A 17253-nucleotide genomic window follows, 5' to 3' on the forward strand; every position below is an offset into this window, starting at 1 on the left:
GAACTTAAACCCCCATAACAATGATAAAGAACTTCATCAAAACCGCATGGCGAAGTATTTTTTCTAATAAATTCTACAGTGCCATTAATATTTTAGGATTAACAGCAGGAATGGTTGTGGGGATATTCCTATTGCTATGGATACAAGATGAGCTGTCCTTTGACCGATTCCATAAACATCAGCGCTCCATTTACAAAATTGGAATAGAAGGGGGAACGGGGATATCAAAACGAATCTTTGGATCCATCATTGCTCCCGTAGGAAATTTTGCAAAAAAGGAAATTCCTGAAGTCCAAGATGCAGTACGTATTTTCAAAATTGGAGATGCTGCACTTAAACATAAAGAGAAGAGATTTAACGAAAAGAATTTTGCGTTTGTAGACCCCAGTTATTTTACGGTTTTCGATTTTCCGCTACTACAGGGAAATTCAAAACAACCCTTCCCTGACAACAATTCCATTGTAATCACCCAGCGCACGGCACGTCGGTATTTCGGTGATGAAAATCCAATTGGAAAAACCGTAACATTAGGTATCGAGGACCTTTGTGTTGTATCAGGTGTCATTGCTGATTATCCTGAAAACTCTACTTTTCAATTTCAGGTTCTGCTTCCCATTTCGAGATTTAATGAGCAAGCCTACATCAAAAATAAAACGACCTATGATAATAAGACCTTTCTATCTTCCATGGATGAAGATTGGTCCAATTTTTCATTCGAAACCTATCTGCTGCTGAGGCCTGATGCAAATCTTGCTACAGTTTCAAAAAAGCTTCAGGCGATACACGAAAGGAACAAACCTGAGGATGCCCCTGTCCCCTACGTTACACAAGCACTCGCAAAGGTGCATCTCTACCAAATGGATGGGGGTGATGCAGGAATTGACAATGTTCGAGTTTTTATAGGTGTAGCGATTATGATTCTTGTAATAGCAAGTATTAACTATATCAATCTTTCTACTGCACGGTCGTTGTCGCGCGCCAAAGAAGTGGGGATACGTAAAGTTATCGGCGCAGGTAGAAAGGAACTTTTTTTCCAATTTATATTGGAAACAACCATACTATTTGTCATTGCATCAACATTGGCACTTGCCTTCGTATTTATTGGTCTCCCCCTATTTAATAATTTCTCAGGGAAGCAGATTTCGCTACAGCTCTTTAATCCTACGTTATGGATAAGCGTACTGATTATGCTTTTGGGAACACTAGTACTTACTAGTGTATACCCTGCCCTGCTTTTATCGAAGTTTGATCCAATTAAGGTATTGAAGGGCCGATTTACCATAAAAAATTCCAGTGCACGAAAAATACTGGTTGTCCTGCAATTCACTGTTTCTATAATTCTTATCACCTTAACAATTGTTATTGGCCGTCAATTGGATTTTATAAAACATCAAAATTTAGGCTACGAAAAGGATCATATTATTTCCGTTACTATGGCGCCAAAAATGTCCAAACATTTTGATGCTGTCAAAACCGAACTTCTAAAAAATAAGGATATTGATGATGTTATCCGTCTTGGCCGCGACATGGTTTATGGTGGTGCTTCAACTGGGGACAACGATTGGGAAGGAAAGCCAAGCAAATCCAATCTTTGGTTCAATATGACATATTCCGATCAATCGGCGCTCGACTTTTTTAAGATAAAACTTACGCAAGGTCGTAATTTCACAGGCTCCATAGCAGATTCAACCCATTTCATTATCAATGAATCGGCAGCGCGGGAAATGGGTTTAAAAGATCCGATTGGCGTACGTTTACGCATTCGAACAGTTCCGGGAACTATTATTGGGGTTGTAAAAGACTTTAATTATGCGAGCGCCAGACAAAAGATTGAGCCTATGGTCTTTCAATATAGCCCAAAAGATTGCTGGCAGCTATACCTTAAAACAACAACTTCTGGTACAAAATCCGCATTAAACTCCTTGCAACAGATCTGGAAAATTTATTATGATGATATGCCGATGAATTACAGCTTCCTGGACGAAAGCTATCAAAAGCAATATACGAATGAGCAGAAACAAGGCTCCTTATTCAATTTTTTTGCCCTGATTGCCATCGTCATCTCCTGCTTAGGACTCTTAGGACTATGCACCTACACCGCACAGGTTAGGACCAAAGAAATTGGTATCAGAAAGGTCCTTGGCGCAACGGTATTCGGTATTATACAATTATTAAACAAGGAATTTTTACTCTTAGTCATTTTAGCCAATGTCATCGCTGTACCAATCGCTGTATATTTCAGCACAAATTGGCTCGATGGTTTTGCTTTCAGAACGACTCTCCCATTTACCATATTTCTATATGCGGCGGGGATAACCATTGCTATTGCATTATTTACGGTGAGTTTCCAGTCCATCAAAGCGGCATACGCCAATCCTGTAAAAAGTTTGCACGATGAATAGTTTATATTTGAGAACCAAAACAACAGCATAAAATGATTCGATTATTCCTAAAAACAGCGCTGAGAAATTTGAAGCGCAGTCCCTTAAACACAACAATAAATATTTTGGGATTAGCATTGGGGTTTACTGTTGCCCTGATAAGTACATTATGGGTACTGAAACAATTTTCTTTTGATAAGCATTACAGCAATTATCAACATATTTATCAGGTCATGATGACCGGGACTTTCAATGATGAGAAATCTACTGATCGCTCCACCCCTATTCCTTTGGTCAAAACGATCGCGTCTGATTTCAAAAATGAAATGCAAGATGCAGCACTGATCACGAATATGGAAAGCAATAATCTTAAGGTAGGTGATAAGAAGCTTAATGCACCGGGGTTTTACGCCATGGGAAAATTTGCCGAATTATTTTCTCTCGAATCTGTACAAGGAAATAGTACCACACCGAGCAATCCATCGACCATCATAATTTCAGAATCCTTAGCAAAACGACTGTTCGATAAGGTAGAGATCATCGGGAAAACAATTCAATTGAATGGCAAAGAACAGTATACTGTTCAAGGTGTTTATAAAGATATTCCTGACAACAACACTTTTTATGGCTTAGATTATGTATTGCCGTTTGTCGATTATCTTGCAAAAGACCAAGGTATTGAAGAAAGCTGGTCCAGCTGCTATTTCAGCACTTTCGCCAAGATCGACAATGATGCCTTTGTTCCTGCTTTGGAAAATAAACTAACAAATATCATCAATAAAAAACTGACGGATATAAATCCTGAGATCCTGTTACATCCGATGTCCAAATGGCATTTATATGATTCGTTCAAGAATGGAAAGAATGTAGGCGGACAGATTCAATATGTATGGATGTTTGTTTGGATAAGCGTATTCATCATTTTATTGGCCAGTATCAATTTTATTAACCTGAGTACGGCGAGAAGCCTAAAAAGAGGAAAAGAAATCGGGGTTTTAAAATCTGTTGGCGTCAATCGCCGACAGCTTATTGCAGGCTTTCTTGTTGAGTCAATCCTCGCTGTAGCCTGCGCATTTTTGGCAGCCGTTCTATTCGCTACATTGCTTTTGCCTTGGGTCAAAACGATTACACATACGACACTGCATATCCCTTTTACCGATATTCGTTTCTATGGCTACTCCCTAGTAGGAATAGGCGTTATAGGACTTTTAGCAGGTATGTACCCGGCGTTATTTTTATCGGCATTTAATCCTATTCTTGCCCTTAAAGGTAAAATAAACAGCCGAAAAGGCGGATCAAGAAGTAGAAAGGCAATGGTCATCGTGCAATTTGCTATTTCTATTTTCCTGATGATATCCACCTATCTGGTGATTCAGCAACTGCATTACACAAAGGATCGTCCAATAGGTTATAAAAGTTCAAATTTGGTAAACATTACTTCATCCAATTCAACTATCGTCAAAAACTTTGATGTACTTCGAAAAGAGCTGATCGGTCAGCGCCTTGTGACGGATGCCGCCCTTTCTTCCAACTTTGTGAACCACCTATCCTTAACAGGTGGTGGCTTTAATTGGCAAGGTAATGATTCCAAAGACGGTGCGATCATGGGGATCTTCACCGTAGATGAAAACTTCGCGAATACTGTACAGTGGAATTTTATAAAAGGACGCAATTTTTCAAAAGATTTCAAAACTGATTCAACGGCTGTTATTCTGAATGAAGCGGCGGCCAAATTTATGGGAGTTACAGACCTTAACAGTAAACAATTGTCTAAAAGAGGAATCAATTATACCATTATTGGTGTTATACAGAACACATTATCTGAATCTCCTTTCAAATCCATTACACCGACGGCTTATTTTCTAAAATTTTTACCAAAGAATAAAATAACGCTTCAACTGGATGAAAATCAAGATCTCAAACAAAACCTAAAAGCGATTTCCACAGCGTTCAATCGCATAGACCCTGATCTTATTTTTGATTATACATTTACGGATCAGGAATATGCCAAAGAGTTTCAACAGATGGAAATGATCAAGAGCTTAACCAGTCTATTTACAGGATTGGCCATTCTCATTTCATGTCTTGGTCTCTACGCGCTGGTTTCCTTTCTTACGGAGCAACGAGAAAAAGAAATCGGCATTCGTAAAGTATTGGGTGCATCAGAACTTGGCTTGTGGCGGCTACTTTCCACAGAATACATTTGGCTCACAGGCATTGGCTTTTTAGTCGCAGCTCCTTTAGCCTATCTCCTCATGGAATCATGGCTTGAAGACTATGTCTACCGCATATCAATTACATGGACGGTCTTTGCTATCACAGGCTTAACCGCGCTAATCATCACCTTATTAACCGTTAGTTACCAAGCGATTAAAGCAACATTAGCAAATCCTGTAAAAACCTTAAGAAGCGAATAATACCAATTTGTTCGGGGACGGACACTATACTGTCCGTTTCCGAACATTTAAAACCGCCATAAAAACACACCAAAAACTTAAAAATCAATACATTATATTTATGGCAAACGAATTGAACTACTTGGCTTTGCTATTTTTCGAATAACGGAGTCTTCTACTAAAGCGAGCTAAGTGACAAGAATTATAGCCTAATTAACAGTCTAAATGCTCATAACCATGTTAAAGAACTATTTTAAAATTGCTTGGCGGAATATCAGAAAAAACAAAGGTTTTTCTCTTCTAAATATGTTTGGCCTCAGCATCGGAATAACATGTTTTCTATTGTTGGCAGCGTACATCTATCATGAATCCAGTTATGAGCGTTTCCTTCCCAATGCAGACCGTCTAGCTTATATTAGCCTCACCTATAAAGCACCCAATAGCACGGAAGAAGTAAATTCTGCGGTAACACCAACAGGCTTAGCTCCTGCTTTACAAGCTGAATTTCCGGATGTAGAACAGGCAACTAGATTCTACAGCTATTCCAAAGGCGGTAAAATAGAATCCAAAGAGGCACTAATAACTGAAAAAGGCCTACTTTATGCTGACCAAAATGTTTTTAAAACTTTAGGTTATACCTTTCTCGAAGGTGATTCACGATCAGCCTTAGCAGAACCAAATCAGATTGTCTTAACAAAAAAACTCGCAGCGAAATATTTCCCCAATCAGTCGGCCATCGGTCAGACACTATCCATTGACAAAGTCAACTGGAAAATCACAGGTATCATCGCAGACCTGCCCACAAATACACAGTTGAACTTCTCTGCACTCCTTTCCAATAAAGGATTAGAACGCTACAAAGAAATGGCTTGGTCATCTGCAAATGATATAACCATAGCGCTCCTAAAAAACAAAGATCAGTTCGGTTCGATCCAACAGAAATTGGACCAAATGACAAAATCAAAATTCGCCGAAGCATCAAAACAAGGCTATCAATTTCGATTTATCCTAGAAAAGCTGACTGATATCCACCTTCACTCCAAAGCAGCAGGTACAGGAAACATTACTTATATCTATATTTTATTGGCGTTAGGTGCTGCGCTTATTATTTTAACCTGCATCAATTTTACAAATTTGGTATTGGCGCATGCGCTTGAACGCAAGAAAGAAATCGGTGTCAAGAAAGTTCTGGGTGCAGCAAAGAAAACAATATTCTTTCAGTTCTTTTTTGAATGTAGCCTCATGGTTTTTCTAGCGGTTGCTTTTAGTCTTCTGACTACAGTACTTTTGTTACCCGTATTCAGTTCATTTATGGGTACCGAAATGAAATTAACCGTATGGACAGACCCTCGGTTTTATACGATTTTACTTGTTTTCATAGCCTTATTGACGCTTCTGTCGGGTGGCTGGCCTGCCTATTCAATTGCTAGTTCAAAACCTATTTCCATTTTTAAGCGAAAACTAACTGAAAAACGATATGGTATATCATTAAGCAAGGTGCTCGTTACTTTTCAATTCAGTATCTCTATATTTTTTATTATCTGCACCTTATTTGCGAGTAGACAGATGGATTTCATCCAGTCTAAAAACACAGGATTGGATCGCTCTGATATGTTGGTCATTGATGGCCGAGGATGGCAAGATAAAGAAAGGCAGCTATTAAAAGAAAAGTTAATGCAGCTCAATAGTGTCCAGGGCGTTACCGCTTCGTATGACAATCCCGTCAATATCCAAGGAGGCTACAGTATTAGGGAGGTAGAAGGCCAACCCAATGATTTTGATATGGATGTCACTGCAATTCCGATTGAAAAAGATTTTGTATCCGTTTTTCATATTCCATCCGTCGCAGGTACACCGTTGTCAGATGCGGACATTTTGCGCGCGCAAGACACTATTTCACCAGAATATGGGTTTGTAGTGAATACACTTGCGGCATCCGCCATGGGTTTTACTCCTGAACAGGCTATTGGAAAGAAAATCAATTTGAACGGACGTAAGGGCAGTATCAAACAAGTTGTGGCGAGTTTTAACTTTGCATCATTACACAACGAAGTCAAACCAATTGTACTTTTTCCTGAATATGATTATTTCGGCAATATTTTCATTCGACTCAATCCGACGTCGCCGGTAAAAGATGTTCTTGCGCAGATCAAAGCTGTTATAAAAGATATTGATTCAAAAAACAGTTTTGAATATCACTTTCTCAATGATGATTATAACAAGTTATATCTCAAAGATCAGCAAACAACACGAGTCATGCAGTTATTTTCGATCATTACAATTGCTATCGCCTGTATGGGACTATTTGCATTATCAGCTTATGCCGTGCAACAACGCTTTAAAGAGATCGGTATCCGTAAAGTATTAGGTGCTTCAACGATCAAGATTGTCAACATATTGAGTGTTGACTTTATGGCCCTGGTCCTGTGTGCTGTATTGATCAGTGTACCCTTAGGCTGGTATGCCATGCACCGATGGGTAGAGAATTTTGCTTACCACATCACGCTAGACTGGTGGGTATTTATTGTGGCGGCGATAAGTGCATTATTGGTATCATTTATCACCATTAGTTTTCAAACCATAAAAGCTGCGATTCTAAACCCGGTTGATAGTTTAAGAGATGAGTAATTGTTTTAGTAGCTAATAAAAATAAAGACACCTGATAAATAACAAGCTGGACCTTTAAAATTCAAGTTTTTTCTATTTATCGATACCTAATACGACAGATATGCTTAAAAATTACATCAAAATAGCATGGCGGAACCTATGGAAAAGCAAGGGCTATTCCGCGATTAATATTATTGGACTTTCTATCGGATTGGCAGCAGTACTGATCATCGGTATATGGATAAAAAATCAATTGCAATTCGACAATTTTTATAGCAATAAGGAAAGCATATATAAACTTTGGAACAAATATGAAGATCAGCAAAAAATCTACGTAAACGATATCACTTCGGCACCGGCATCTCAGGCTCTGCTAGCAGATTACCCCGAGGTTGAACGCGCTGCGCGGATGTATTGGAGCAGTACCGCCCTGATGTCTTTTGGCGATAAGAAGATTAAATCCAAGGGAAATGAAGTCGATCCAGCATTTATTGAATTATTTGATTTCAAACTTCTTAAAGGGAATAGCAAGAAGGCTCTAAAAGATACAAAAGATATCGTCCTGACGGAAAGTCTTGCTAAAAACATATTTGGCAAAACTGATCCAATAGATAAAACGCTTCTTCTCGACAATAAAGAACTGTATAGGGTATCGGCAATTATGCAGGATCTCCCCAGTAACACAAGTTTCGACTTTACCTATCTGATACCTTTAGAAAAAGCCGAAACCTATTCATCTGGCTGGGGTTCAAACACTTTCTATACTTATATCAAGCTGAAAGAAGGAACCGATGTTGATCTTTTTAATAAAAAGCTAAATAATATAGTCAACAAGAAAACAAACCATGAAATAAAAGGCTCCATGTTCCTCTATCCGATGTCCAAAATGCATCTGTATTCAAAATTTGAGCAGGGTATTGCTGTTGGCGGAAAAATAGATCAAGTTAAATTGGTGGCGGGAATAGGTTTATTAATATTATTGATCGCCTGTATCAATTTTATCAATCTCAGTACTGCCCGCAGCCAAAAAAGAGCAAAAGAAGTTGCAGTAAGAAAAGTTGTAGGAGCCCAACGCTTCCATTTAATCATACAATTTCTTTCCGAATCTTTATTGTTAACCTTTATTTCAGGTACATGTGCTATCGTATTGACAATACTGACTCTTCCTCTATTTAACCAGGTTTTAGATAAAGCATTAATCTTTTCATTTTCAGATTCATCGATCTGGTTTTCCCTGATTGGTTTTATTTTCCTTACAGGGATACTTGCAGGGCTATACCCTGCTTTCGTGCTCTCTTCTTTTAAACCGATAAAATCGCTCAAAATATTTGGACGGACAAACAAGTTTTCCCTGAATTTTCGAGAATTACTGGTTGTATTTCAATTTGGTATTGCTATTATACTGATTATAGCAACCATTATCGTACGCAAGCAAATAGAATATGCCAGCCAGCGTGAAATAGGTTATGAAAATTCACAACTTATCGAAGTACCCATTGAAGGCGGCATGGAAAAGAATTATGAGGCTATTAAGTCGGAGCTGATCACTGCCAACATTGCCGAAGCTGTTACTCGTACGGGCTGGTCAATTACTAAAAATGGAGCCAGTTCCGGAGGTAGTTTCCTATGGCCTGGAGCTAATCCAGAACAAGCAAAGAAAATGGGTTTTGAACTTGGACGCACTGAAAGTGACCTTGTTAAAACTCTTGGATTAAAGCTCATTGCTGGTCGAGACATCGATTATGGCAGGCTACCGGGAGATAGTGCTTCTGTACTAGTTAATGAAGCTGCTGTCAAAGAAATGAAACTGGAAAATCCAATAGGAAGTTATCTCAAATGGGGCGATAAAACTTATACTATCGTTGGTGTAATCAATGATTATATTACGGGGTCACCTTATAGTCCAATAACCCCCTTACTGATTTATCCTTCAAAAAATTGGATGTTGAATATGGTTATACGCACCAGTCCAAACAGAGCGATGGAAATGAACCTAAAGCAAATTGAGGAAATTATTAAAAAGTTCAATCCAGCCTACCCCTTCGAGTACCAGTTTGTGGATCAGAAATTTGCAGCTAAATTCAAAGATCAGCAAAAGACAGCTCAACTCGCATTCATTTTTTCAGGATTGGCTATTTTCATCTCTTGCCTGGGGCTATTTGGTCTTGCTTCTTATATTGCTGAATTAAAGACCAAAGAAATTGGCATTCGTAAGGTACTCGGCGCTTCGGTAACTGGAATTACCGCAATGTTATCGAAAGATTTTGTTAAGCTTGTCATTATTTCCATTCTAATTGCTTCGCCAATAGCTTGGTGGGCAATGAACAAATGGCTACAGGACTTTTCTTATCGGATTGAAATACAATGGTGGTTTTTTGCACTAGCAGGAATTTCCGCCTTATTCGTAGCTTTCTTTACAGTAAGTACACAAGCCATAAAAGCTGCCAATAGTAATCCCGTAAAGACATTGAGAGACGAATAAGCGCAAAAATTAAGTACGTAAAGCAAAAAATAGAGCGACAGTTGGTTCGCTTCAATCGAACAAAGCACTGCAAAACGAAAAATTAAAACCATGATAAGGAACTATATCAAAATCGCATGGCGGAACCTGATGAAAAACAAATCCTTTTCCTTGATTAATATCATTGGATTGGCGATCGGTATGGCCGGAGCATTACTTATAGCACTTTGGTTGCAGAACATGTTAACCATGGACCGCTTTCATGAGAAGGGTGATCGCCTGCACGTATTGAGTAATCGTGACGAATTTCAAGGCGAAAAATCAGCCTGGGCCTATACACCTAAAATACTAGCGCCCTCATTGGCTGCAGATTTTCCAGATATCGAAGCTTTTACCAGATATAATGAGGGATCGCAATTTTTAACAACTTTCAATGAAAAGAAACTGATCGCAAATACTGTTTTCATCGATCCTGGTTTTTTCAAAATGTTTTCTTTGCCTTTTGTGAAAGGAGAACAGAATGTGAGATTTGATCATCCCAAAGGTCTTGTGCTCACGGAAAGTTACGCAAAAGCACTGTTTGGAAATGAAGATCCCATTGGAAAATCAGTTCGGATAGACTCGGTTAATCAAGTTACCGTGCAAGCTATACTTAAAGATCTTCCGAGTAATTCAAGTTTCAAATTTGACATCCTCCTCCCATTTGAATATGCAAAAATAATCGGTTACGTAGACGATAACTGGAGCAATAATTCAATAACTACTTATGTCCTGTTAAAAGAAGGTACTTCAGTCAACGCATTTAACGACAAAATCAGAACCTATCTGAGAGATCATATCAATACAAGTAATAAAGCTGCCGGTTATACTTCTGCAAGAAATACGGGTGAGATTTTTGCCTTCCCCTATCCAGATTCTTTCCTTTACAATAGCGGAAAAGGAGGAAATTATACTTCCGGACGTATCGATATCGTCAAGCTATTTGCTTGGATTGGTGTATTTATTTTATTGGTGGCAAGCATCAATTTTATGAATTTGAGTACGGCACGTTCCGAACGCCGCGCAAAAGAAGTCGGTGTCCGCAAAGTAATTGGGGCAAATAAGACAAGCCTAATGGCGCAGTTCCTGGTTGAAAGCATATTGATTAGCCTGATCGGCATGGTACTCGCGACTATACTTGTTTTTATGGTCCTGCCATTTTTTAACGAGCTGGTGGGAAAACAGCTTAGCTTATCGTTATTAAACTTACCAACCTGGCTTTTTTTAATTGGTTTTGCCTTATTTACGGGTGTGTTAGCGGGTACCTACCCGGCCTTTTTCCTTTCTTCATTTCAGCCTATCAAGACCTTGAAAGGGAAATTTGTTTCTAAAACAAGAGGCCTTAGTATTCGCTCGCTCTTAGTCGTCATTCAATTTAGTCTCGCTATTATATTGATTATCGCAACAGTCATTGTCGCGAAACAAATCCAATATACCAAACAGCGCGACCGAGGTTATAATGAAAATGGGCTACTTTATAGCAGTATCCAAGGTGATCTTGAGAAGAATTACAAAATTCTTAGAAATGAATTGTTAGCCAGCAACGCAGTTGTTTCTGTATCGAAAAACATGTCGCCGGTAACCGATTTCTATAGCAATGGCTGGGGATTTACCTCCGGCACACCAACGGAACAGGACAAACGCATTTCCTATAACCGTTTTAGTACCGATGCCGATGCTGTAAAGAACCTTGGTTTGACATTGATCCAAGGCCGCGACATCGATATCTATAAATTTGCAACAGACAGTACTGCCTTGATTTTAAATGAATCCGCGGTAAAAAGTTTGCACCTCAAAAACCCGGTCAATAGCATTGTGGATGGCGATGAAACAAAATGGACCGTAGTTGGGGTGGTCAAAGATTTCATAATGGGATCGCCATTTGGAGACAATAAACCTATGGTGATATTAGGACCGCAAGCCTGGTTTACAACGATCCATTATCGTTTAAATCCAAACAATAATATCGCAGACAACTTAAAAACGATTGAGTCAATCTTTAAAAAGTTCAACCCAGATTACCCTTTTGAATATCAATTCATTGACAAGACCTACGAAGAGAAATTTAAAGAGACAAAAGCTATAGGTACACTGGCCATGATCTTTGCAGGATTGACGATCTTTATTTCCTGTCTGGGTTTATTGGCATTAATCGCCTATATGGCCGAAACGCGCATGAAAGAAATTGCTGTCCGCAAAGTTCTTGGAGCAAGTGTCACCCAAGTAACCTCTTTACTTTCGATCGATTTTATTAAGCTTGTTGTGGTCGCAATTTTTATCGCCACACCTATCGCTTGGTGGGCCATGGATAAATGGTTGCAAGATTACAGCTATCGAATTGAGATACAGTGGTATTATTTTGTCATTGCTGGACTATTGGCTATTCTGATCAGTATGGCCACGATAAGCTATCAAGCAATTAAGGCTGCATTAGGTAATCCTGTTAACAGTTTACGCGATGAGTAGCCCAAAGTTTAACAACATTGTTTCGTATAGTTTTAAACCATAAAGAAAGGAATGAATTCATTCAAACTTACTTTTCGCAGCCTCATTAGCAACCGACAATATACCTGGATCAATATCTTGGGCTTAAGTATTGGTTTTTCCTTGTGCCTTCTCGTATTTGCTCTTGTCATTGAAGAAAATTCGTATGACAAAAGCTGGAGAAATGCGGATCATCTCTTTCGGATTGTGACCATAGATTCAACGGCTGGCCTTGAACGCCAAATGTCCAGAACATTCGTTAATTTAAGTACGGAACTCAAACAAGTATTTCCGGAGATTCAAAATGAGGCTCGGATAGAATCCAGAAAATATTATTTAAAACCGCATGCAAGCTCAGCACAACCCATAGGCATACAGGTTTTGGAGTCGGAAATAAATATCTTGGATATGTTGAGCATCAAGGTTCTCGAAGGCAATCCCAAACAGCTGGTCCAAGGAAAAACAAACTTGCTCATCGGCGAAGAATTCAAAGAAAAGTACTTTAAGAACGAAAATGTCATCGGCAAAGTCATCCAAAGTGCCGACCCCTATACCGATAAACCATCAGATTATATCATTACGGGTGTTATGGATAATCTTCCTTATAATTCAACGCTTAGAGCTTCCGCCATTGCTTTAGTCCCCAAAATATCGATGGAATTAAGCAAAGATGGCTCAGGCTACTACACCGAACAATTTGTACAACTAAAACCCGGAACACCAAGAATAGATCTTGAACAGAAACTAAATCATTGGTATAAAGGATACCTCAGTCCCAACACAAAACAGGTGACTTCCTTTCGCCTGCAGCCTATTCAGGATATATATATGGAGCCATTAGGCAGTGTAGATATCAGCGGCAACCAAAAAACAACAAACATATTTGTGGGTGTTGCCGTTTTGGTCTTTATTATTTCCTGTATCAATTTTATTAACATTTACGCTGTAAGAACAGTTAAAAAATTAAGAGCACTTCATATACATAAAGTATTGGGGGCCAGCCGAGCCCAAATGATCAGACGGATGCTATTGGAAACAATCCTACTGTTTTTTATTTCTGCATTATGCAGTTTGGTACTCTTTAGACTTGGATTGTCCCAACTGGAGCACTTTATAGGCTATGATCTTGCTTATATTAAATCCATACAGCTCCCGTTGCTATTGGCATTTATGGCGACTGCAATTGTCCTTGGCCTGCTAATTGGTTTTTATCCAGCATGGCTGATCTCCGGTATTAAGAGTTCAGATGCCTTAAAAAATAAGCTATCAAAAATTCCCAATGCAGAAGTCTTTATCAAAAAAATGCTTATCACAACACAGTTCAGCATTGCCATTATCGTCATCATTGGCCTTATAACAATCAAGTCCCAACTCAGCTATATGCAAGCAGCTCCCTTGGGAATGGAAGTCAAAAATATGCTAAACATTGATTATTTCAACAAGGGTACACAAAATACAAATATAAAAGATCGCATTGGTCAACTTACCGGGGTTGAATCGGTCAGCGTCGCTGCCTGGACGCCGACAATCGGGTCAGGCTACCTTGCCAAGACAATCGTTGACAAGGACGATCCAGGGAAAAATATCCAAGTCAGTTTCATCGGTGGCGATGTCGATTTGTCCAAGACTTTGGGAATCCAGTTGGTTAAAGGTCGATTATTGACTCCTGAAGATTATACGCATGTTGAAATGGATTTGGGAGAAGACGAAGGTATCAATAATGCCCTTGTGACGGAAAGTACGGCAAAAAAGCTTGGGATAGAAAAACTCGGTATCCTGTATAAAGACCTTCAAATTATCCCCGTCGGAATCATCAAAGATTTCCATAGTGAGTCTTTTCGTAGCAAAATAGTACCAACAGTAATTTTGGCAAAAGATTTTAACGGAAGCGGCAATATGCTGATAAAAGTAGGGAAAGGACAAGAACAACAAATCTTTCGATCGGTATCTCAAATTATACAAAATACCTATCCTGATAAACACGTTTCCTTCCATTGGATAGATGATTTGATTGCAAAACAATATGAAAAAGAGAGCAAGCAAGTGCAATTGTTTATCCTATTCAGTGCATTGACATTGTTGATCTCCGCCTTAGGAATCACAGGATTGATTATGCAAAATCTCGAACAGCGTACTAAAGAGATTGGCATACGCAAAGTCCTAGGCGCAACAGTGCTCGACATATCACGTCTCTTTTCAAAAGATTATCTCATCTTATCCACCTTGGCTATTTTTATTGCCAGTCCAATAGCGGGGTATTTTTCAAAAAAATGGCTTGAAGATTATGCGTACAATGTGGGCGTACAATGGTGGTTCTTTATCCTTGCCGCGCTTGCCATCTTTTTGATCAGCATCATTACTGTCAATTTCCAAACAATACGTGCCGCACTAAACAATCCAGTAGATAGCTTACGAAACGAGTAAATATTCATTTATAGTAATAGAGGGGGCCTCAATATGATCAAGAATAATTTAAAAATAGCATGGAGAAATTTAACCCGCAATTTCTCCACTTCGTTTATCAACATCGTTGGGTTGGCCATGGGAATTGCAACCTGCCTGCTGATCAGCTTATATGTGACCGATGAATTTAGTTTTGATCGTTACAACGAGCATGCAGACCGTATTGTACGTGTTGTTTTCAGAGGAACAGTAAAGGGCGGAACGATCAATGAGGCACATGTGATGCCACCTGTAGCTTCGACTATGAAGTCAGAGCTGCCCGAAGTTGAAGAAACTGCACGACTACGAATCGGTGGATCCCCCCTATTTGTCGTCAATAATAAAGTGTTTCACGAAGAAAAAATGGCTTTCGTAGATGCTTCTTTCTTCAAAATTTTCACGCTCCCTTTTATTAAAGGGGATTTGTCTACAGCTATTTCTTCCCCAAATTCTGCAGTGATTTCCGAATCCACTGCCTTAAAATACTTCGGCACAAACGATGTTGTCGGTCGAGACCTCCTCATCAAAGACAGTCCAAATATCCTCAAAATCACTGGAGTAATCAAAGATGTCCCTCAAAACTCCCATTTTCATTTTGATGTATTTACCTCTTTGGATGCACTGGAAGATTCACGATCAGATTCGTGGATGACTTCCGAATATTATACTTATGCGCTACTTTCGAAAAATGCGTCACGTGAAAAGCTCGAAAAAAACTTAGCCGTCCTATTCGACAAACATGTTGCCACACAATTTATGGCAGGTTTTGGCATGAGTTACCAAGAATACAAGAAAACGGGAAATAAGATCGGTCTTTACCTACAGCCGCTCACAGATATCCATCTACATTCGAATTTCAACTACGACCTCAGCGCTCCGGGGGATATACGTTACGTTTATATTTTTAGTGCTATTGCACTCTTTATGCTATTGATTGCTACAATTAATTTCATGAATCTATCTACAGCCAGTGGCTTTAAGCGGTGTAAAGAAGTAGGAGTACGAAAAGTACTGGGTGCCGACAAACAAAACCTGATGCGACAATTTATGCTGGAGGGCGTCCTCCTGACTTATATTTCCTTGGGAATAGCTTTGGGAATTGTTTTACTTGCCCTTCCTCTATTTAATCAGATTTCAGGAAAAGAGATTGAAATTCAAAAACTTGACGCTTTTAAAATTATCCCCTTCCTACTGACTTTTGGTTTAGTCGTCGGTCTATTTTCCAGCAGCTATCCCGCGTTATACCTATCCTCATTTAATCCGCTCCGGGTATTAAAAGGGAAAATAAGTCGTTCGGCTAAAGGCCTTAATTTACGCAGTGGGCTTGTTGTATTTCAATTCATCATTTCCGTCGGACTTATCTTTGGAACGGTGGTGGTTGTTCAGCAGCTGGATTATATGCGTCATATTAAACTTGGATATAACAAGGATAATGTCCTTATTATACCGAGCTGGCCTTTGGGGAAAAACGAAAAGACATATTATAACTTATTGATGCAAGATAGCAGAATCAAGCATGTCTCTCATTCGTCCTATCTCCCTGCCGGAGAAAGTAACAACAACAATTTTTTCATCTATCCAGATGGCAATACTGACCAATGGGTCAAAACGATTCGTTACGATATAGATGAAGAATATATTCCGGTTATGGGTATGCAGCTTAAAGAAGGACGAAATTTCGCAAAAACATTTGGTAATGACAGCCTTTCTGTCATCATCAATGAAACCGCAGCAAAAGATCTAGGTTGGAACGATCATAGCCTTGGTAAAATATTGACCAATAAAGACAACAAAAGCTATCGTGTTATTGGTGTCGTTAAGGATTTCCATTTTCGCTCTTTACATGAGCAGATCTCTCCGCTTGTGATGGTTCTTAGCGATCAAGCCGGGAGTTTGATTCTCAAAACCCAAACAGCCGATATGGAGAAGCTCATTCAAAAATTAGCCTCTCTCTATCGTTCCTTTCCAACAGACATTCCATTCAGCTATTCCTTTCTGGATGACCGATACGCACAGACCTACCAAGCAGAAGTGAAAACGGGTAAATTACTGAGCATCTTTGCGGGACTGACTATTTTTGTGGCCTGCCTTGGTTTATTCGGCTTGGCTATTTTCACCGCCAATCAACGCAGAAAAGAAATAGGGATCCGAAAAGTTGTTGGAGCTACAGTTCCCGACATCACGCGTATGCTTTCCACGGAGTTCGTCAAACTTGTGCTAATAGCCATTATCATTTCTTCTCCCCTATCTTGGTGGATGATGCACAAATGGTTAGAGAATTTTGCGTACCGTATTGAGATGCAATGGTGGATGTTTGTGCTAGCAGGAGCGCTAGCCATTTTTATTGCTTTAATTACTGTAAGTTCACAAGCGATACGCGCGGCCCTAACAAAGCCTGTTGACAGTCTACGTGATGAATAAAAAACGTTTATAATTATCGATA

Annotated in this window: 7 protein-coding genes; all 7 read left to right on the plus strand. The window is 39.2% G+C overall.

Features of this window, described 5'->3' with window-relative positions; all coding sequences use genetic code 11:
• Window positions 1-20 precede the first annotated feature (20 nt).
• The 7 genes from L1283_RS20500 to L1283_RS20530 all read left to right on the plus strand — a co-directional run bounded on the left by L1283_RS20500 (window position 21) and on the right by L1283_RS20530 (window position 17231).
• Window positions 21-2402, plus strand: coding sequence for an ABC transporter permease (locus L1283_RS20500; protein WP_088160325.1), 2382 nt, complete (start codon window positions 21-23; stop codon window positions 2400-2402).
• 32 nt (window positions 2403-2434) lie between these two features.
• Window positions 2435-4798: an ABC transporter permease gene (locus L1283_RS20505; protein ID WP_088160324.1), complete on the plus strand. Its 2364-nt coding sequence runs from the start codon at window positions 2435-2437 to the stop codon at window positions 4796-4798.
• A gap of 216 nt (window positions 4799-5014) precedes the next feature.
• Complete coding sequence (locus L1283_RS20510) at window positions 5015-7405, plus strand: ABC transporter permease (RefSeq protein ID WP_198386034.1); 2391 nt, start codon at window positions 5015-5017, stop codon at window positions 7403-7405.
• Between the two features lie 100 nt (window positions 7406-7505).
• Window positions 7506-9866 (plus strand): ABC transporter permease, encoded by a 2361-nt coding sequence (locus tag L1283_RS20515; RefSeq protein WP_429626404.1) that lies wholly within the window; start codon window positions 7506-7508, stop codon window positions 9864-9866.
• 90 nt (window positions 9867-9956) lie between these two features.
• Complete coding sequence (locus L1283_RS20520) at window positions 9957-12350, plus strand: ABC transporter permease (protein WP_429626405.1); 2394 nt, start codon at window positions 9957-9959, stop codon at window positions 12348-12350.
• 51 nt (window positions 12351-12401) lie between these two features.
• Window positions 12402-14792 (plus strand): FtsX-like permease family protein, encoded by a 2391-nt coding sequence (locus tag L1283_RS20525; RefSeq protein ID WP_429626406.1) that lies wholly within the window; start codon window positions 12402-12404, stop codon window positions 14790-14792.
• A 33-nt stretch (window positions 14793-14825) separates the two neighbouring features.
• Entirely contained in the window at window positions 14826-17231 is a 2406-nt protein-coding gene (locus tag L1283_RS20530; protein ID WP_429626408.1) for an ABC transporter permease, read from the plus strand.
• Window positions 17232-17253 lie beyond the last annotated feature (22 nt).

The organism is Sphingobacterium sp. HSC-15S19 (genome assembly GCF_050433745.1).
Classification (GTDB): Bacteria; Bacteroidota; Bacteroidia; order Sphingobacteriales; family Sphingobacteriaceae; genus Sphingobacterium; species Sphingobacterium siyangense.